At 60.6% G+C, this 17,811-nt stretch carries 17 protein-coding genes; 2 read left to right on the plus strand and 15 right to left on the minus strand.

The window, feature by feature from the left end:
- Positions 1-64 precede the first annotated feature (64 nt).
- Both BT116_RS09400 and BT116_RS09405 read right to left on the minus strand, forming a co-directional pair.
- A complete protein-coding gene (locus BT116_RS09400; protein ID WP_072342635.1) occupies positions 65-730 on the minus strand; it encodes a fumarylacetoacetate hydrolase family protein in 666 nt (221 codons plus the stop codon).
- A gap of 41 nt (positions 731-771) precedes the next feature.
- Positions 772-2,166 (minus strand): FAD-binding oxidoreductase, encoded by a 1,395-nt coding sequence (locus BT116_RS09405; RefSeq protein ID WP_072342638.1) that lies wholly within the window; start codon positions 2,164-2,166, stop codon positions 772-774.
- Positions 2,167-2,371: 205 nt separating this feature from the next.
- Here BT116_RS09405 and serA point away from each other — a divergent pair, with 205 nt between their 5' ends.
- Positions 2,372-3,601, plus strand: coding sequence for a phosphoglycerate dehydrogenase (serA, locus tag BT116_RS09415; RefSeq protein ID WP_053117264.1), 1,230 nt, complete (start codon positions 2,372-2,374; stop codon positions 3,599-3,601).
- A gap of 80 nt (positions 3,602-3,681) precedes the next feature.
- Here serA and BT116_RS09420 read toward each other — a convergent pair whose 3' ends face one another.
- Positions 3,682-4,107 carry a DUF4399 domain-containing protein gene (locus BT116_RS09420; RefSeq protein WP_072342870.1) on the minus strand — a complete coding sequence of 142 codons (426 nt, stop codon included), beginning with the start codon at positions 4,105-4,107 and terminating at the stop codon, positions 3,682-3,684.
- Between the two features lie 133 nt (positions 4,108-4,240).
- Here BT116_RS09420 and BT116_RS09425 point away from each other — a divergent pair, with 133 nt between their 5' ends.
- Positions 4,241-4,807, plus strand: a complete 567-nt coding sequence (locus BT116_RS09425; RefSeq protein WP_072342643.1) for a transporter substrate-binding domain-containing protein — start codon at positions 4,241-4,243, stop codon at positions 4,805-4,807.
- Positions 4,808-4,983: 176 nt separating this feature from the next.
- Here the strand turns inward: BT116_RS09425 and BT116_RS09430 are convergent, their stop codons facing one another.
- The 12 genes from BT116_RS09430 to BT116_RS09485 all read right to left on the minus strand — a co-directional run bounded on the left by BT116_RS09430 (position 4,984) and on the right by BT116_RS09485 (position 17,400).
- Positions 4,984-5,610 (minus strand): class I SAM-dependent methyltransferase, encoded by a 627-nt coding sequence (locus BT116_RS09430; protein WP_072342646.1) that lies wholly within the window; start codon positions 5,608-5,610, stop codon positions 4,984-4,986.
- An 81-nt stretch (positions 5,611-5,691) separates the two neighbouring features.
- Complete coding sequence (locus BT116_RS09435) at positions 5,692-6,336, minus strand: methionine ABC transporter permease (RefSeq protein WP_072342648.1); 645 nt, start codon at positions 6,334-6,336, stop codon at positions 5,692-5,694.
- On the minus strand, positions 6,326-7,450 hold the full coding sequence (locus BT116_RS09440) for a methionine ABC transporter ATP-binding protein (protein WP_072342650.1): 1,125 nt from the start codon (positions 7,448-7,450) through the stop codon (positions 6,326-6,328). The genes BT116_RS09435 and BT116_RS09440 overlap by 11 nt, the downstream gene beginning before the upstream one ends.
- Position 7,451: 1 nt before the next feature.
- Positions 7,452-8,261 (minus strand): MetQ/NlpA family ABC transporter substrate-binding protein, encoded by an 810-nt coding sequence (locus BT116_RS09445; RefSeq protein WP_063323436.1) that lies wholly within the window; start codon positions 8,259-8,261, stop codon positions 7,452-7,454.
- Between the two features lie 173 nt (positions 8,262-8,434).
- A complete protein-coding gene (locus tag BT116_RS09450) occupies positions 8,435-9,793 on the minus strand; it encodes an LLM class flavin-dependent oxidoreductase (protein ID WP_072342653.1) in 1,359 nt (452 codons plus the stop codon).
- A complete protein-coding gene (locus tag BT116_RS09455; RefSeq protein ID WP_072342655.1) occupies positions 9,793-10,986 on the minus strand; it encodes an SfnB family sulfur acquisition oxidoreductase in 1,194 nt (397 codons plus the stop codon). Before BT116_RS09455 ends, BT116_RS09450 begins: the two co-directional genes overlap by 1 nt.
- 23 nt (positions 10,987-11,009) lie before the next feature.
- Complete coding sequence (locus BT116_RS09460; RefSeq protein WP_072342658.1) at positions 11,010-12,251, minus strand: SfnB family sulfur acquisition oxidoreductase; 1,242 nt, start codon at positions 12,249-12,251, stop codon at positions 11,010-11,012.
- A 337-nt stretch (positions 12,252-12,588) separates the two neighbouring features.
- Positions 12,589-13,359 carry a hypothetical protein gene (locus BT116_RS09465; protein WP_072342660.1) on the minus strand — a complete coding sequence of 257 codons (771 nt, stop codon included), beginning with the start codon at positions 13,357-13,359 and terminating at the stop codon, positions 12,589-12,591.
- Positions 13,360-13,873: 514 nt separating this feature from the next.
- Positions 13,874-14,635 carry an L-cystine ABC transporter ATP-binding protein TcyN gene (tcyN, locus tag BT116_RS09470; protein ID WP_072342663.1) on the minus strand — a complete coding sequence of 254 codons (762 nt, stop codon included), beginning with the start codon at positions 14,633-14,635 and terminating at the stop codon, positions 13,874-13,876.
- A 3-nt stretch (positions 14,636-14,638) separates the two neighbouring features.
- Entirely contained in the window at positions 14,639-15,304 is a 666-nt protein-coding gene (tcyL, locus tag BT116_RS09475; protein ID WP_014336021.1) for a cystine ABC transporter permease, read from the minus strand.
- Positions 15,304-16,098 (minus strand): cystine ABC transporter substrate-binding protein, encoded by a 795-nt coding sequence (gene tcyJ / locus BT116_RS09480; protein WP_072342665.1) that lies wholly within the window; start codon positions 16,096-16,098, stop codon positions 15,304-15,306. Before tcyJ ends, tcyL begins: the two co-directional genes overlap by 1 nt.
- Before the next feature lie 309 nt (positions 16,099-16,407).
- Positions 16,408-17,400 (minus strand): D-cysteine desulfhydrase, encoded by a 993-nt coding sequence (locus BT116_RS09485; protein ID WP_072342667.1) that lies wholly within the window; start codon positions 17,398-17,400, stop codon positions 16,408-16,410.
- Between the last annotated feature and the right edge of the window lie 411 nt (positions 17,401-17,811).

A 17,811-nucleotide genomic window follows, 5' to 3' on the forward strand; every position in this document is an offset into this window, starting at 1 on the left:
ATGTTGGATGTGATGGCCTCATCGCGAGCAAGCTCGCTCCCACAGGGGAACACAGGTTTAGCCGTTAGCGAACGTTACTTTCGAAGCGGCTCGCCCCCGGCAACTCCAGTACCAGCTCATCGCCTGCATTCAGCGGCCCGACGCCTGCCGGGGTGCCGGTGAGGATCACGTCGCCGGCCTGCAACGAGAAGCAGCCGGCCATGTACTGGATCATCGGCACAATGGGGTTGAGCATCAGGCTGCTATTGCCGTCCTGGCGCACTTCACCGTTGATGGTCAGGCGAACGGAGATGTCGGTCAGGTCGGCAAAGGTGCCGCTCGACACGAACGGTGCGAGCACCGCCGCGCCGTCGAAGGACTTGGCCACTTCCCACGGCAGGCCCTTGGCCTTGAGCTCGGCCTGCTTGTCCCGCAGAGTCAGGTCCAGGGCTGGGGCGAAGCCGGAGATCGCGTCCAGTACTTCTTCAACACTGGGCTTGGTGGACAACGGCTTGCCGATCAGCACGGCGATTTCCGCCTCGTAGTGCACCGAGCCACGGTCGGCAGGAATGCTGAAACCACCTTCCAGCGGCACCACGCAACTGCCCGGCTTGATGAACAGCAAGGGTTCGGTGGGTACCGGGTTATCCAGTTCCTTTGCATGTTCGGCGTAGTTGCGGCCAATGCACACCACTTTCCCTACCGGGAAATGAATACGTGTACCGTCGACATACTGGTGCTGATAGCTCATTACCGGCTCCTGCTTCTGGGATTCATCAGGTGTTTTAGGCGTCAAATTGCGAAAATCTTGCCCGGGTTCATGATGCCGTTCGGGTCGAATACCGCCTTCACCGCTTTCATGTACTCGATTTCCACAGGTGAACGACTATAGGTCAGGTAGTCACGCTTGGTCATGCCCACGCCGTGTTCGGCGGAAATCGAGCCGTTGTACTTCTCGACGGTCTCAAAGACCCATTTGTTCACGGTCGCGCACTTGGCGAAGAACTCATCCTTGCTCAGGTTTTCCGGCTTGAGGATGTTCAGGTGCAGGTTGCCGTCGCCGATGTGGCCAAACCAGACGATTTCGAAGTCCGGGTAGTGTTCGCCGACGATCGCGTCGATTTCCCGCAAGAACCCCGGAACCTTGGAGACGGTCACCGAGATGTCGTTCTTGTACGGCGTCCAGTGGGAGATGGTTTCGGAAATGTATTCGCGCAGCTTCCACAGGTTCTGCAGTTGGGTTTCGCTCTGGCTCATCACGCCGTCCAGCACCCAGCCTTGCTCCACGCAATGCTCGAAGGTTTCCAGGGCGTGATTGGCGACTTCTTCAGTGGTGGCTTCGAATTCCAGCAGGGCGTAGAACGGGCACTCGGTTTCGAACGGTGCTGGCACGTCGCCGCGAGCGAGGACCTTGGCCAGGGCCTTGTCTGAGAAAAATTCGAAGGCGGTCAGGTCCAGCTTGCCTTGGAAGGCGTGCAGCACCGGCATGATCGAATCGAAGTCCGGCGTGCCGAGCACCATCGCGGTGAGGTTTTTCGGCGCACGGTCCAGGCGCATGGTGGCCTCGACCACGAAGCCCAGGGTGCCTTCGGCGCCGATGAACAGCTGCCGCAAGTCATAGCCGGTGGCATTCTTGATCAGGTCCTTGTTCAGCTCCAGCAGGTCACCCTTGCCGGTGACGACCTTCATGCCCGCCACCCAGTTGCGGGTCATGCCGTAGCGAATGACCTTGATCCCGCCGGCATTGGTGCCGATGTTGCCGCCAATCTGGCTGGAACCGGCCGAAGCGAAGTCTACCGGGTAGTACAGGCCATGTTCTTCGGCCTTGTTCTGCAGTTGTTCGGTGACCACGCCAGGCTGGCAGACCGCGGTGCGGTCGGTGAGGTTCACGTCGAGCACCTGGTTCATGTAGTCGAATGACACGACCACTTCGCCGTTGGCCGCCACGGCCGCGGCGGAAAGCCCGGTACGTCCGCCCGATGGCACCAGCGCGATTTTGTGCGCGTTGGCCCAGCGCACGATGGCCTGGACCTGCTCGGTGGTCTTGGGAAAGACGATGGCCGTGGGCGCCGGGGCGAAATGCTTGGTCCAATCCTTGCCGTAAGCGTTCAGGGAGTCGGCATCGGTCAGGACCTTGCCAGGCTCAACCAGGGTCTTCAGCTCATCTATCAGGGCAGGGTTGGTCATCGACAGAACTCTCGAACAATTCATGGTCATCCTGAGAACGCTTCACGTCGCAGGAATGAGTGTTTAGCGGGGTGCATATGCTAGCATACCGACCCCGCAGCGTAGTGCCCAACGGCTGTTCTGCGGCGACGGCTGTCACGCCGGTCGGGCCAGCATGCGCTGTCCGATTCCCTGCCATTTTTCTCCGGGACACAGGTTTACGCAGATGAGCAAGACTTCTCTCGATAAGAGCAAGATCAAGTTCCTTCTTCTCGAAGGCGTCCACCAATCGGCTGTCGACGTCCTCAAGTCGGCGGGCTACACCAGCATCGAGTACATCACCAGTTCTCTGCCGGAAGCCCAGCTCAAGGAAAAGATCGCCGATGCTCACTTCATCGGCATTCGCTCCCGTACTCAATTGACCGAAGAGATCTTCGACCACGCCAAGAAACTGGTGGCGGTCGGCTGCTTCTGCATCGGCACCAACCAGGTTGACCTCAATGCGGCGCGCGAGCGCGGCATCGCGGTGTTCAACGCGCCGTACTCCAACACCCGTTCCGTTGCCGAACTGGTGCTGGCCGAAGCGATACTGCTGCTGCGCGGCATCCCTGAGAAGAACGCTTCCTGCCACCGTGGCGGCTGGATCAAGAGCGCGGCCAACTCCTTCGAAATCCGCGGCAAGAAGCTGGGTATCGTCGGTTACGGCTCGATCGGCACCCAGTTGTCGGTACTGGCTGAAGGCCTTGGCATGCAGGTGTTCTTCTACGACACCGTGACCAAACTGCCCCTGGGCAACGCCACCCAGGTCAACGACTTGCACGAGCTGCTGGGCATGTCCGACATCGTGACCCTGCACGTGCCGGAAACCGCTGCCACCCAGTGGATGATCGGCGAGAAGGAAATCCGTGCCATCAAGAAGGGCGGGATCCTGATCAACGCCGCGCGTGGCACCGTGGTCAAGCTCGACGCCCTGGCCGACGCGATCAAGGACAAGCACCTGATCGGCGCTGCCATCGACGTGTTCCCGGTGGAGCCGCGTTCCAACGACGACATCTTCGAAAGTCCGCTGCGTGGCCTGGACAACGTGATCCTGACCCCGCACATCGGCGGTTCCACCGCTGAAGCCCAGGCCAACATCGGTCTGGAAGTGGCGGAAAAGCTGGTCAAGTACAGCGACAACGGTACGTCGGTATCGTCCGTGAACTTCCCGGAAGTGGCTCTGCCGGCACACCCCGGCAAGCACCGTTTGCTGCACATCCACGAGAACATCCCGGGTGTGATGAGCGAGATCAACAAGGTCTTCGCCGAAAACGGCATCAACATTTCCGGTCAGTTCCTGCAGACCAACGAGAAAGTCGGCTACGTCGTGATCGACGTCGACGCCGAATACTCGGACCTGGCGCAAGAGAAGCTGCAGCACATCAACGGCACCATTCGTTGCCGGGTGTTGTTCTAAGAAGGTTGGGCGGCAAGTTGAGGTTTGGCTTGCAATAAAAAACGGGAGCTTCGTAAGGGGCTCCCGTTTTTTTGCCTGCGTTACTTCACGGTGACGGTGATCTTCTTGGACACGATCGTCGGATGGAACGGCATATGGCCGCTGTCACCCAATATCAGCTGCAAGGTATGTTTGCCCGGGGCCAGCTTGATGGTGGCTTCGGTCTGCGCTTTGCCGAAGTGCATGTGGTTGGCGTCGGTCGGAATCGGTGCGCCTTCAGCGGGCAGTTTGTCGACATCGATCAGCAGATGATGATGCCCGGTGTTTTTGGTCACATCACCCGCCGGAGCCAGGGCGATGTCCTTGACGCCGAACTTGACCTTGAATTCCTGGGCAACGGTGGCGCCGTCTTCCGGGGACACGATGAATACCTCTGCGCCTTTGGGAGCGGGGGTTGCGGCAGTCGCCAGCATCGAAGTACTCAGCAACAGGCCGGCCAACGTGGCACGAGACATAAAGCTTTTCATTTTTTTCTCCAATTTTTCCATGAAATCCGCCTGGCCATGACAACTTCATGACCAATCGTTGTCGAAGCCTGCAACAACCATAGCAAAGCGAGCCTGAAACGAGCGTCGCTTGTATAAATACAAAGGAGTGACCATGCGCTTTCTGCCTGGCCTGATTTGCCTGCTACCCCTTTTGAGTCCCCTGGCTCATGCCGAACTGATCGATGACATCAATGACCGTGGCGAACTGCGCATTGCCCTTGAGGCCAACACCGCGCCCTTCAACTTCAAGGAAGACGGCAAACTCACTGGTTTCGAAGTGGAGCTGGGCGAAATGCTTGCCAGTGAGCTCGATGTACGCCCCGACTTCGTGGTCACTGATGCCGGGGACCTGATGAGCGGGGTGGAGAGCGGCAAGTACGACGTCGCCATCAACCACATAGCAATGACCCCGGAACTGGTGGAACGTTTCGACACCAGCGCCGTTTACAGCCAGCCGGATGCACAATTGCTGGCGAGCAAGGAGCAGACGCCACGCCCGTTGGTCATGGCGCAGTCGTTCCAGCCTGAAAAAAAGAGCGACCCGGCGCCGAGCCTGGTGATTCCGTTCCAGAAGGGCAACCCGGCGTTCAAGGCCAGCCTGGACAACGCCCTGACACGTATCAAGGAGGACGGGAGGCTGGAGCGGTTGTCGCAGAAGTGGTTGGGTAAGCAGGACTGACAGCGATTAAAGACCGGACTCAAGCGCTGTTCTTTGTGGCGAGGGGATTTATCCCCGCTGGACTGCGAAGCAGCCCCAAAAAGCCGCTGCCCCGGTGTGTCTGAATGATTGCATTGCTTGCATGGGGGGGCGCTGCGCACCCCAGCGGGGATAAATCCCCTCGCCACAGGGGGATTTCAAGGTTTACGCCAGACACTCGCCAACCAAGGCTGTTGCTCGCGCGGCAGCCCAGCCGGTCGGTAGTAATGCTCCAGTTCCACGAAGCCTGCGTCGCCAAGCAGCGTGCGCCAGGCCGCGAGGTCGTGGTAGGCGCCGAAGCGCTGGCCGTTCCAGCCCTCCTGGTTTTCGCCCCGTGGGTTGGAGCTGAACAGCACGCCGCCGGGCTTGAGCGTGGCGTGCAGTTGTTTCAGCACCCGAGGCAGTTCCTGGACCGGGATATGAAACAGCACGGCGTTGGCAAAGATCCCGTCGAAGCGTTCAGCCGGCAGGTCGAGTTTCAAAAAGTCCTGTTGCCACACTTCGCACCCGCTGTCCTGGCGCGCCATCCGGGCAAATTCTGCTGAGCCATCGAGGCCCACCGCCACGTGGCCCATGGCGGTAAATGTACGCAGGTCTCGTCCGGGGCCGCAGCCGAAGTCCAGGATGTGCAGCGGTGCCTCGGCTTGAATATGCCGCAGCAACGCGTCGATGTTCTGGCTGACGTCGTGATCGCGCGTGCCTTCGCGGAAGCTGTCGGCGACCGCGTTGTAATGGCCCAGGGTCGTGGCGGTGATGGTCTGCAGGTCGTCGGGGGTGTGTTTCATGGTTCGGGAACTTGGGTGGGGAACGTCAGCCGACTATACCGCAAGCAGGCTCACGCCCCCATTGGCATCGGCCAACGCCGCCTAGCGTTTGTTCAAGCCCCGCGCCAAGCGATCGCCACCGAGTTGAATCAACGCCACCAATGCCACCAGCAACACGATCACCGTGAGCATGATCTGGCTGTCGAATCGCTGGTAGCCGTACCGGTAGGCGATGTCCCCCAGGCCGCCGGCGCCGATCGCGCCAGCCATGGCCGAAGAGTTGATCATGGTCACCAGCGTGATGGTAAAACCGCCGACGATGCCCGGCAGGGCTTCGGGCAGCAACACATGCCAGACAATGTGCCAGCGCCGGCAACCCATGGCCTGGGCTGCTTCGATCAGGCCGTGGTCGACCTCCCGCAGGCTGACTTCGGCGATGCGGGCAAAGAACGGCGTGGCGGCGATGGTCAGCGGTACCACCGCGGCCCAGACGCCATAGGTGGTGCCGACGATCAGCCGGGTGAACGGAATCAGCGCCACCATCAGAATCAGGAACGGTATCGAGCGGAACAGGTTCACGAACGCGCCCAGGGCCCGGTTCAAAACCGGCGCTTCGTAGATCCCGCCCTTGCCGCTGGTCACCAGGATCACCGCCAGCGGAATGCCCGCCAGCAGCGCGATCAGCGACGACACGCCGACCATCAGGAACGTGTCGATGAAACCCTGCAACAACCGATCAAACCACATAACCCAGCACCTCTACCCGTTGCGCCCAATTGCCCGCCCGTTGGCGCAGTTCCTCGGCGCCCCATGACGAACCGCTCACGGCCAGTAGCAATTGCCCCAGCCCGTGGCCCTGAATCCGTTCGATGCCGCCGTGCAGCAAGCGCACCCGACCACCGAGGGCGCTGAACAAAGCGGCGAGATCCGGTTCCTCGCGATCTGTACCGGTGAATTGCAGGCGCAGCACCGTAGCCGCGTCTGCCGACGCCGGCAGCACTTGCAAGCGACTTTGCAGTTCTTCCGGGATGGCGTGTTGCAGGGGCGCCAGCAGCGTCCGGCTGACCTCGTGTTGCGGATTGCCGAAGACTTCCCAGACCGGTCCTTGCTCGACGATTCGCCCCTGTTCGAGCACCACCACCCGGTCGCAGACTTCGCGAATCACCGCCATTTCATGGGTGATCAACACGATGGTCAGGCCCAGTCGCTGATTGATCTCACGCAGCAAACCGAGGATCGATTGAGTGGTTTCCGGGTCCAGGGCCGAGGTGGCTTCATCGCACAACAGAATCTGCGGGTCATGCACCAACGCCCGGGCAATCCCCACCCGCTGTTTCTGCCCGCCCGAAAGTTGCGCCGGATAGGCCTTGTGCTTGCCTTGCAGGCCGACCAGTTCCAGCAGCTCGCGAACTTTGCGCTGGCGTTGCTCCTTGGGCACGCCGGCGACTTTCAGCGGCAGCTCGACGTTCTGCCACACGGTCTTGGCCGACATCAGGTTGAAGTGCTGGAAGATCATGCCGATGCGCCGGCGCAGTTCCACCAGGCGGTCTTCATCGAACTCGCCGATGTCTATCTGATCGATCAACACCCGGCCACTGGTGGGTTGTTCGAGGCGGTTGATGGTGCGGATCAGCGACGACTTGCCAGCGCCGCTGCGGCCGATGATGCCGAACACTTCGCCGCGCTGGATCGCCAGGTCGATGCCTTGCAGCGCGGCCACCGGCCCCTGGGCGCCAGCGTAGGTCTTGCCCAGGCCGATGAAGCGCACGTGGGCGCGGTTCAGCTCTGGATGCAGTTCGGTGTGTTTGGCGCTTCTGGGCGGGGGGGCTTCTTGTCGAAGTCGAGCATTGACGGCGTTCATGTCAGCTTTCCCAGCCGGGTTGGTAGAGCTTGCCGTGGGCCTTGTCCAGGGCGGCGCGCACGGCTGGGGAATGTTGGTAGATGTCGACGAACTTGATCAGCCGTGGATCGTTCTTGCTCTTGGGTTGGATCACGAACTGAATCACGTATTCCTTGTGATCGAGGCCGTCGAACAGCAAGGCAGAGCTGGCATCGAAGGTCTTGGCCAGGCGGATGTAGGCGGGATAACCCTGCACCAGGTCGGCGTCTTCATAAGCGCGCACCAGCTGCACGGCTTCGACCTGCAGGATCTTGAGCTTCTTCGGGTTGGCGACGATGTCGTCTTCGGTGGCCTTGTAGCCGACGCCCGGCTTGAGGCTGATCAGCCCGGCCTTGGCCAACAGTTGCAGGCCGCGACCGCTGTTGATCGGGTCGTTGGCAATGGCGACGCTGGCGCCTTCGGGCAGCTCGTCGAAGCTTTTGTATTTTTTCGAGTAGAGGCCGACGTTGTTGATGATCCCCGGTGCAAAGGGCACCAGATCGAACCCGGCGGCGGCCTTGGCGTTTTCCAGGAACGGGATGTGCTGGAAATAATTCACGTCGATATCGCCGGAGGCCAGGCTGACGTTGGGCGCGATCCAGTCGCTGAACTCCACCAGTTCGACCTTCAGGCCTTGCTTGCTGGCCTCTTCCACGGCGGCCTCCAGAGGAATGGCGAACGCGGCGGTGGTGCCGATTTTCAGTGGTGCGTCGGCGGCAAACAGCGCCGAGCTGAACAGGCCGAGGGCCAGGGCCAGCGCTTTGACTGGCAGGGTCAGGAGTTGCTGGGTCATGTCGGTTATTCCAGTCATTGATTAATTGAGCCATGTGCTTGTGTGGCGAGGGAGCTTGCTCCCGCTGGGCTGCGAAGCGGCCCCAACCCAGTCCGCTCGGTCTGTCGGTTGAAACCTTGCCGGCTGGGCGCCTGCTTCGTTGTCGTGCGGGAGCAAGCTCCCTCGCCACAGGGTCAGTGTCGGTAGGTTGAGCCGGTGTGTTGTCCAGGTAGATGAGCCTCTGCGTGAAACAGCTTTTCCCGCAGGGTGCCGTTGTCGTATCCGGTCTTGTACGAGCCGCGCCGCTGCAACTCGGGGATCACCAGGTCAATGAAATCCACGTAGCTTTGCGGCGTGACGATGCGGGTCAGGTTGAAACCATCGAGGCCGGTTTCAGCGATCCACGACTCCAGCTCATCGGCCACCTGCTCAGGCGATCCCACCACCGTGATGTAGCGACCGCCCAAGGCGTGTTGCTCGAGCAATTTGCGCCGGGTCCAGTCGTTGTTCTGCAAGGTCTTGGTGGCGGACTGGATGGCGTTGCTCTTGACGTACTGGATCGGTTCATCCAGTTCGTACTGGGAAAAATCGATGCCCGTCGACGCGGAAAAATGCGCCACGCCGGCCTCGGCGCTGGCATAGCTCAGGTACTCGGTATGCTTGGCCCAGGCAGCCGCTTCGGTCTCGCCGACGATCACGTTCAGGCCCATGAACACCTTGATGTCCCCGGGGTTGCGCCCGGCCTCTACGGCGCTGGCGCGGACCTTGTCCACCTGGGCCTTGGTCGCCGGTTTGTTCTGGCCGCTGATGAACACGCACTCGGCATGCCGTCCGGCGAACAGCAGGCCGCGCTCGGAACTGCCGGCCTGGAACAGCACCGGCGTGCGCTGGGGCGAGGGTTCGCACAGGTGATAACCCTCGACCTGATAGAACTCGCCCTGATGCCGGACCTTGTGCACTTTCTCCGGCTGCGCATAGATCCGCCGCTGGCGATCGTTGAGTACCGCGTCGTTTTCCCAGCTGCCTTCCCAGAGTTTGTAGAGCACTTGCAGGTACTCGTCGGCCTGGTCGTAGCGACGGTCATGCTCCACTTGTGCGGTCAGGCCCATGGCTTTGGCGGCGCTGTCCAGGTAGCCGGTGACGATGTTCCAGCCGACCCGGCCGCGACTCAGGTGGTCGAGGGTGCTCATGCGTCGGGCGAAGAGGTAGGGCGGTTCGTAGGTGAGGTTGGCGGTGAGGCCGAAGCCGAGGTTCTTCGTGACGGCGGCCATTGCCGAGACCAGCAGCAACGGGTCGTTGACCGGCAGCTGGATCGACTCTTTCAGGGTGACGTCCACCGACTGTTGGTACACGTCATAGACCCCGACGATGTCGGCGATGAACAGCCCGTCGAACAATCCGCGCTCGAGCAATTGCGCCAGGGCGGTCCAGTACTCGATCGTGTTGAACTGGGTCGAGGTGTCCTGGGGATGGGTCCACAGACCGTGATTGATGTGCCCGATGCAGTTCATGTTGAACGCGTTGAGCAGGATTTTTTTCTTGCCGGGAGCCATCAGATAGTCCCCCGCAGCGGCGGCTTTTCATCGTTGAGGTAGAAGTTGCCCACGGCATGGTATTTCCAGCGCACCGGGTCATGCAGGGTGTGCACCCGGGCGTTGCGCCAGTGGCGGTCGAGGCCATGTTCGGCCAGGGTCGCCTGGCTGCCGGCCAATTCGAACAGCGTGCTGCTGGCGGCCAGGGATATTTCGGTGCTGATGGCACGGGCTTCGGCCACGGCAATCGAGGCGGCGGCGACCGTGTCGGCCCGGGTGTCGGCCTGGGCCCGGTCGAGGAATTCACCGGCGCGTTCCAACAGGGCTTCGGCGGCATGCAGGCGGATGCTCAGTTGGCCGAAACTCTTGAGGGTGTGCGGGTCTTCGGTGGCGACGTCGCTGGTGGCGTCGATCCAGGGGCGGGTTTTATTGCGGACAAAATGCAGGGCGTCTTCGTAGGCGGCGCGGGCGATGCCGGTGTCGATGGCGGCGTGAAGAATCTGCGCCAGCGGCCCTACCGGTGTGGGACGTTCGAAGGCGCTCTGGAAGGGCACGATGTCGGCGGCGGCGACATAAACGTCTTCGAACACCACCGAACCGCTGCCCGTGGTGCGCTGGCCAAAACCGCTCCAGTCGTCGATCACCGTCAGGCCTTGGCTGCTGCGAGGGACGAACGCCAGTTGTTGCACACCGTTTTCGTCCACCACTGACGTGGGGATGCGCTGGGCGTAGATCGCGCCCGTGGCGTAGAACTTGCGACCGTTGATGCGATAGCCCTCGCCGTCGCGGCGCAGTTGGGTGATGCGATCATGGGCAGTCTTGGTGCCAAGTTCGGCCAGCGCGTTACCAAAGCGCTGGCCGGCGAGCACTTCGGCGTAGAGGCGTTGTTTTTGCGCTTCAGTGCCGTTTACCCGTAGCACTTCCAGGGCATAGAAATGATTTTGTGGAATCTGCCCCAGCGAGCTGTCGGCCTGGGAAATCAGCGCAATGACTTTGGCCAGGGTGACGTTGGAAACACCGGCACCGCCATAGGCCGTGGGCACGCTGATACCCCACAGGCCCGAGCGGGAGAAGGCCTCCAGTTCCGGGTACGGCAAACGGCGCTCGCGGTCGCGCAGGGCGCTGTCGCGCTTGAAGTCATCGGCCAGGTCGCTGGCCACGATCAGGGCTTGTTCATCGCTGGTGATCACCGCGACGTATTGAGAAAGCGTCATGTGCTGCTCCAGAGGTCGGGTCGTCAGATCCAGGAATGGCGGGCCGGCAAGGTGCCGTTCAGGTGGTAGGCGCCTACCGCGTGATACTTCCAGCGCACCGGGTCGTGCAGGGTGTGGACCCGTGCGTTGCGCCAGTGGCGATCAAGGTTGAATTCGGCGAGGGTGGCGCGGCTGCCGGCCAGTTCGAAGAGTTTTTCGCAGGCGTGCAGGGCGATTTCGGTGGTGAGCACTTTGGCCTCGGCCACAGCAATCGAGGCGCGGGCGGCAGATTGCGCCGTGATGGGGGCGGCACTGACCTGGTCCAGCACCTGTCCGGCCTTGCGCAGCAAGGCTTCGGCGGCGTGCAGTTCGATTTTCAGTTTGCCAATGTCGGCGATCACGTAGAGGTCGTCACTGGCTCGGTCGACCTGGGCGTCAATCCAGGGACGAGCCCGTTCACGCACAAAAGCGATGGCATCATCAATGGCGCCACGGGCGATACCCGCATCGATGGCGGCCTGGATCAGTTGGGAAATCGCACCTTGCACGCCGGGTGTTTCGTTGATGCGCCAGTTATCCAGGACCAACTCGGCATCCACCCGCACGTTGTTCAGCAGCACGGTGCCGCTGGCGGTGGTGCGCTGGCCGAACCCCGACCAGTCGTCGACGATCCGCAGGCCCGGGGTGCCGCGCCGTACGAATGCCAGCACCTGGCGGCCCTCGTCATTCAACGCCTTGACCGCGACCCAATGGGCAAACAGCGCGCCGGTGGAATAGAACTTCTGACCATTGATGACAAACCCGTCACCGTCAGTGGTGATCCGAGCCTTGAGCTCAAGGGTATTGCGAGTACCGCGTTCCGGCCCGGCGTTGCCGATGCGCCAGCCTTCGAGCACGCTCTGCAAGAGGATTTTTTTCTGCCGTTCGGTGCCGGTGCCGAGAATCAGCTGGAGCACGCCGAACTGGTTCTGCGGGATCTGCCCAAGGGCCGGGTCAGCGGCGGAAATGATCGCGAACACGTCGGCCAGGGTGACGAACGAAACCTGCGGACCGCCGTATGCCCGGGGAATGGCAATGCTGCCCAGTCCGCTGCGGGTGAATTGCTCGATTTCTGCCCAGGGCAGCTTGCGTTGCTGATCACGACGCGCGGCCTGCTGACGGGCGACCTGCGCCAGTTCATGGGCGGCTTTGATGGCTTCGGCATCGTTGCGCAACACCTGTGCGGGCAACAACAGTGGTGCGATGTCCAGGTCGCTCTGGACTTTTGCTTGCGCCAGATCCGACATTACAGCCACTCCGTGGCTGCAGGCAGTGCCTTGGCGTATTGCACTGGGGTGATTGTGTTCCGTTCCATACCCACCTCACATCTTTTCGGAAAACGCCGCGATAAATGCGGCGAGTCAAAATCAAGAATGTCCGGTGGTCCGGTATATATACCCTAAGCGTGTATAAATTATTTTTGAACTAACTTTTAGGAATATGTATAGGTTGGATTCAATTGGAAGGAGTCCTCTGTGGCGAGGGAGCTTGCTCCCGCTGGGTTGCGCAGCAACCCTTCTTTTACCGATGGGCGCTGCGCCCCCAAGCGGGAGCAAGCTCCCTCGCCACCCAAAGCGCTCTGTATCAAGGCGCTCGATGTCGCGGTTCAGCGGCCATGAGGGCCTCTTTCGAGGGCTTCTTCAGATAGGGATTGGCGCAACCGATCTTCAGCGTTCGCGGCGGTGCCCAGAGGGAATTGTTGCCTACGCGATCAATGATGCAGTAGGTCACTTCCAGGCGCAGGTCTTCGCCTGCCTCCAGGATGATCTGCGGCGGGACCCAGATATTGATTGGCTGGCCGACCTCGCTGGCGGCGACGGCAGGCAGGTCCATGCGCACATCGCCCCAGCGCAGGGTCACGGCATCGCCGGCGGCCATGTTCAGGTAGGGTTCGATGGTCAGCGGTACGCCGCGCTTGATCTGGTTGGGGTTCACCCCTTGGCGTCGGATAGTATCGGGAATGCGCACTGGCGCCAGGCCCTGGTTTTCATCGCCGCTCAGGGCCGACGGCTGCCCGCCGGGGCAATCGAGCTTCGCGTGTACCCGTTGCCTGGCGGATAGCGCCGGCCCACGCCCGACCTGCATCACCCGATAGTGAATGCGCGAGGTGCCATCGACGATGAAACTCTCCGGGACTCGCAGGGTGACGCTGTCTTGCACATCGGCCTGCGACAGCAAGCGCGAGCCGACGTAGCAGTTGTCCCAGAACAGTTCGATCAGGTCACCTGCGTCCATACCAGGGTAGGGCGCAATGGCAACCTCCAGGTGAGCGGCGTTGGCGATGTTGATGCCGGTAGGGTGGGCGTTGGCCAGGGTGGGGGCGGCCAGTTCAGGACTCTTCGACTTACATGTCATGGTGTTCTCCTTGATGCTTGAAAACTAAGTCCGTTTCGGGAAGATCAACGGCGATGACTAATCGCGACATATTTTATGTGTGCAGCCATATAGGCTAGGCTGCGCCTAGTCACTGTGCAGAAAATAAATAATGTGCATCGCTTGTTGGTCACTAGATAAAGGCTCAATAGTTTCAGTGTCAATAGAGGCACTTGCTTAATAATTCATTGTGAAGGGCTTCAGAAATGTCCTACGCACCCATGTTAATAATGCGCGGCATCACAAGCCCTTTTCCCAGGCTCGCAGGTTTCTGGAAAATGCTTGAAAGAGCGTCTTGAGACTAGAAAGGAGGAGTGCTTGGGCTGAGGGGAAGTGTTACGAGAGGTAGATCCATGCTGCACGTAAAACGGTCGAGGATGTTGAGCAGGGCGCAAGTTGCAAGTTGTTTCTTTATGGCAAAGTTATGGCGGTAGTGTCTTGAGAGTGTTGCAACTGCCTCACTTCCATCCCTGGAAGTGATGACACTGCCCATAACTTACTGAGCGCCTTGACCGGCGGAGAGGAACTTGCTGAGGAACTGTCGCGTGCGTTCTTCCTTGGGGGCTGCAAACAAGGCCTTGGCTTCGCCTTGTTCGACGATCACGCCTTTGTCGAAAAACACCACGCGGTTGGCCACGTCCCGGGCGAAGCCCATTTCGTGGGTCACGATGACCATGGTGCGTTTTTCTTCGGCCAAGCCGCGAATGGTTGCCAGCACCTCGCCCACCAGTTCCGGATCCAGGGCCGAGGTCGGCTCGTCGAACAGGATCACCGCCGGTTCCATCGCCAACGCTCGGGCAATTGCCACGCGCTGTTGCTGGCCGCCGGAAAGGCGCCGTGGATAGGCGTCCTCCTTGCCGGCCAAGCCGACCTTGGCCAAGAGCTTGCGCCCCAGGGCTTCGGCTTCGGTGCGAGGAATTTTCTTCACCACCTGCGGGCCTTCAGTGACATTTTCCAATGCGGTGCGATGGGGAAACAGGTTGAAGTTCTGGAACACGAAGCCCACCTGCTGGCGCAAACGGCGCACCAGGCCTTGTTGCTGGTTCAGCGGGCGGCTGCCATCGATCTCGATGTCGCCGACCTTGATCCGGCCACTGGTAGGTTCTTCGAGGAAGTTCAGGCAGCGCAGGAAGGTGGTCTTGCCCGAGCCGCTGGGGCCGATGATCGCAACCACTTCGCCTTCTTCGATCTTCAAGTCGATGCCGTTGAGCACCACCTGACCCTTGAACTGCTTTGTCAGTTTTTCCACGACAATCATGGGTCAGGACTCCTGGTCATGCCGATTGACCCGGGCTTCCAGGACGTTCTGCAGGTGCGAGAGCACGCTGGCCAGAACCCAATAGATCAGCGCGGCGGCAAGGTACATGGTGAAGATTTCGAAGGTTCGCGCGGTGATCAGCTGCGCCTGGCGGAACAGTTCCGGTACCTGGATGGTCGCCGCCAGCGCGGTGTCCTTGACCAGGGAAATGAAGCTGTTGCCCAGCGGAGGCAGCGCCGTGCGTGCCGCTTGCGGCAGGATGGCCCGGCGCAGGGTCTGGGCGCGGGTCATGCCGATACTCGCTGCCGCTTCCCACTGGCCGCGCTCGATGGAGCTGATGGCAGCCCGCAGGATTTCACACGCGTAGGCGGCCATGTTCAGCGAGAAACCGATCAGGGCCGCTGGCAGCGGATCCAGCTCGATGCCCAGTTGCGGCAGCCCGTAATAGATCACGAACAACTGCACCAGCAACGGCGTGCCACGAAAGAACGACACGTAGATGCGTGCGATCCAGTTCACCAGCTTGAAGCGCGACAGGCGCATCAGCGCCAGGCCGAACCCCAGCAGCAGGCCGAAAAACATGCCGCCCAGGCTGAGGATGACCGTGTAGTACGCGCCCTTGAGCAGAAAGGGCGCGGAGTCCAGTGCGAGTTGAAGAGCTGCTTCCATTATTTCGTGACGTCAGCGCTGAAGTATTTTTCAGAGAGCTTCTTCAGCGTACCGTCGGCGCGCAGTTTCTCGATGGCCTTGTTCACGGCTGCCAACAGCTCAGGCTCGCCTTTGCGCAGGGCGATACCGGCTTCCTGGCGAGAGAACGCTTCGCCGGCAGCGGCGGTGTCCTTGGCCTTCTTGGCATATTCGAGCGCGGCGAGACGGTCGATCAGAATGGCATCGATGCGGCCGACGCGCAGATCCTGGAACTTGGTTGGGTCATCTTCGTAGGTACGCACGTCAGCGCCGGGTACGTTGGCTTTTACCCATTGTTCGTAGTTGGTGCCCAGGCCTACGCCGACTTTTTTGCCGGCCAGGTCGGCGGCAGTCTTGATGGTGTCTTTATTCTTGGTCAGGGTCAGCGCCTGAATACCAGAAACGGTATATGGCTCGGAGAAGTCATACTTCTTCTTGCGCTCTTCGGAGATAGTCACCTGGTTGATCACCGCGTCCAGACGCTTGGATTCCAGCGCTGCGAGGATGCCGTCCCATTTGGTCGGCTGCAGCTTGACCTTCACGCCCAGCTCTTTGGCCAAGGCTTCGGAAAACTCCACTTCGAAACCGGCCAGCTTGCCGTCGGCGTCGACGAAACTGAACGGCGGGTAAGTGCCTTCCAGGCCGACATTAATGACGCCCGCGTCCTTGATTTTTTGCAGTTGCTCACCGGCAACCGCTTGCCCCAACAGGCCGGCGCTCAATGCCAGGCCCAGCGAACCCACCAGCAGGTTGCGACGTAATGCGGAAAAATTCATGACAAGCCCCTGTGTTTTCTTATGAAGAGGTTATTTTGGCTGAGATAAGGCGTAGCCGCGATCCGAAAAGATTGCCACATCCTGCCTTAAAGCAGTTTGGGCGTCTCGCGGCAAATGCGCCTGCGGCGAGACTATAGGATGGCTTTTATAGATTGGAAAATAATATTAAATCAACTCTATATGCCTATTTGGAATTTTCCCCTGTGGGAGCGAGCTTGCTCGCGATAGCAGTGGATCAGCCCAATTCCAATCAACTGATACACCCTCATCGCGAGCAAGCTCGCTCACACATTGAGGCTTTCCATATCTTCAGAAGACTGCGTTATAGGCAAACAACGCCGGTGCGCCGCCGGTGTGGAGGAAGATGATCGGGCCTTCGTCGAAACGGTCGCGACCCATGCCGTCGAGCAGGCCGGCCATGGCCTTGCCGGTGTAGACCGGATCAAGCAGCAGCCCTTCCTGGCTGGCCAGCAGCTTGACCGCCGCCAGTGTCCCGGCGTTCGGCTCGCCGTAGCGGGGGGCGAAATATTCGTCCCACAGGTTCACTTTGAACGCTTCTGGAAGGGCGACTTCGAGCAACGCTGCCGTGCGCTCGGCCAGGCCTTGGACCTTCGGAAACTGGTCCTCCTCGCTGCGCGAGACCGTGACGCCGATGACAGGTAGCGCCGGCAGGGTTTCACTCAGCGCCAGCGCCAGGCCGCTGTGGGTCCCGGCACTGCCCGAGGCCAGTACCACGGCAGCGAACTCGATTCCGGTGTCCTTGATCTGCTCGGCCAGTTCCAGGCCGGCGCGCACATAACCCAGCGCGCCCAAGGCGTTCGAACCACCAATCGGCACCAGGTAGGGTTTTTTCCCGTTGCTGCGCAGGCGCCCGGCGAGGGCCTGCAATTGCTCGTCGGCGTTGTCCAGGTTTTCCACCAGCTCGACCTTGGCGTCGAACAGCTCCAGCAGCAATCGGTTGCCGTTGCCCAGGTAATTGCTGTCTTCGGTGCCGATGGGGTTTTCCAGCAAGGCCACGCAGCCCAGACCCAGTTTCGCGGCCAGGGCGGCGGTCTGGCGTACGTGGTTGGACTGGATCGCCCCGGCGGTGATGAGGGTATCGGCGCCTTGGGCGATGGCATCGGCGGCCAGGTATTCAAGTTTGCGCAGTTTGTTGCCGCCCATGGCCAGGGGCGTCAGGTCGTCACGCTTGATATAGATGTCCCGACCGAGCCAGGTGGAGAGGCGGTCGAGTTTTTCCAGCGGTGTCGGATGGCCGAGCAGGTCGAGACGGTTAAAGCGAGACAGCTGTTCTTTGATCATGGGTCCGTACTGGTTGTAGGAGATGTCTGGACTATAGGCACGCGGATATTCAGGGGCAACCGGCAATCATTTGTTTGGAAGTAAACCGGCGATGGACAGGGAGTGACACATGATTTATGAACACCCCAAACCCTGTGGGAGCGAACCTGCTCGCTCCCACAGGGCTTGTGTGTGGTCTGTTGAACACTGAACGAATACACACCAAGCAGCGTCTATCCTCCCACTGGCCTGCATAAGAAACGCGCCGTTGAGCCCTGCGATTAGTCCTTAGCTGCCTATTCATGTTTAACTTGAACGTTCATTCAAGTTAAACCGTCGGTTTGCTGCCCGCTCACAATAAGGAGGCTTGCTTTTGCCGAGTCCGTTTTCGACCCTCGCTGTTTCCCTGCCCGGGGGCCCTCGCCCATGAGT

Source organism: Pseudomonas sp. NFACC16-2 (genome assembly GCF_900119205.1).
Taxonomy (GTDB): domain Bacteria; phylum Pseudomonadota; class Gammaproteobacteria; order Pseudomonadales; family Pseudomonadaceae; genus Aquipseudomonas; species Aquipseudomonas fluorescens_Q.

What these genes read in the sequence shown, in the direction of transcription:
- BT116_RS09440 (WP_072342650.1), bottom strand. Translation starts at nt 7,450, where the DNA reads ATGAACGCCGTCAATGCTCGACTTCGACAAGAAGCCCCCCCGCCCAGA.
- BT116_RS09455 (WP_072342655.1), bottom strand. Translation starts at nt 10,986, where the DNA reads ATGACGCTTTCTCAATACGTCGCGGTGATCACCAGCGATGAACAAGCC.
- BT116_RS09400 (WP_072342635.1), bottom strand. Translation starts at nt 730, where the DNA reads ATGAGCTATCAGCACCAGTATGTCGACGGTACACGTATTCATTTCCCG.
- BT116_RS09425 (WP_072342643.1), top strand. Translation starts at nt 4,241, where the DNA reads ATGCGCTTTCTGCCTGGCCTGATTTGCCTGCTACCCCTTTTGAGTCCC.
- BT116_RS09460 (WP_072342658.1), bottom strand. Translation starts at nt 12,251, where the DNA reads ATGTCGGATCTGGCGCAAGCAAAAGTCCAGAGCGACCTGGACATCGCA.
- BT116_RS09445 (WP_063323436.1), bottom strand. Translation starts at nt 8,261, where the DNA reads ATGACCCAGCAACTCCTGACCCTGCCAGTCAAAGCGCTGGCCCTGGCC.
- BT116_RS09485 (WP_072342667.1), bottom strand. Translation starts at nt 17,400, where the DNA reads ATGATCAAAGAACAGCTGTCTCGCTTTAACCGTCTCGACCTGCTCGGC.
- tcyN (WP_072342663.1), bottom strand. Translation starts at nt 14,635, where the DNA reads ATGATTGTCGTGGAAAAACTGACAAAGCAGTTCAAGGGTCAGGTGGTG.
- tcyL (WP_014336021.1), bottom strand. Translation starts at nt 15,304, where the DNA reads ATGGAAGCAGCTCTTCAACTCGCACTGGACTCCGCGCCCTTTCTGCTC.
- BT116_RS09435 (WP_072342648.1), bottom strand. Translation starts at nt 6,336, where the DNA reads ATGTGGTTTGATCGGTTGTTGCAGGGTTTCATCGACACGTTCCTGATG.
- BT116_RS09465 (WP_072342660.1), bottom strand. Translation starts at nt 13,359, where the DNA reads ATGACATGTAAGTCGAAGAGTCCTGAACTGGCCGCCCCCACCCTGGCC.
- serA (WP_053117264.1), top strand. Translation starts at nt 2,372, where the DNA reads ATGAGCAAGACTTCTCTCGATAAGAGCAAGATCAAGTTCCTTCTTCTC.
- BT116_RS09450 (WP_072342653.1), bottom strand. Translation starts at nt 9,793, where the DNA reads ATGGCTCCCGGCAAGAAAAAAATCCTGCTCAACGCGTTCAACATGAAC.
- BT116_RS09430 (WP_072342646.1), bottom strand. Translation starts at nt 5,610, where the DNA reads ATGAAACACACCCCCGACGACCTGCAGACCATCACCGCCACGACCCTG.
- BT116_RS09420 (WP_072342870.1), bottom strand. Translation starts at nt 4,107, where the DNA reads ATGAAAAGCTTTATGTCTCGTGCCACGTTGGCCGGCCTGTTGCTGAGT.
- tcyJ (WP_072342665.1), bottom strand. Translation starts at nt 16,098, where the DNA reads ATGAATTTTTCCGCATTACGTCGCAACCTGCTGGTGGGTTCGCTGGGC.
- BT116_RS09405 (WP_072342638.1), bottom strand. Translation starts at nt 2,166, where the DNA reads ATGACCAACCCTGCCCTGATAGATGAGCTGAAGACCCTGGTTGAGCCT.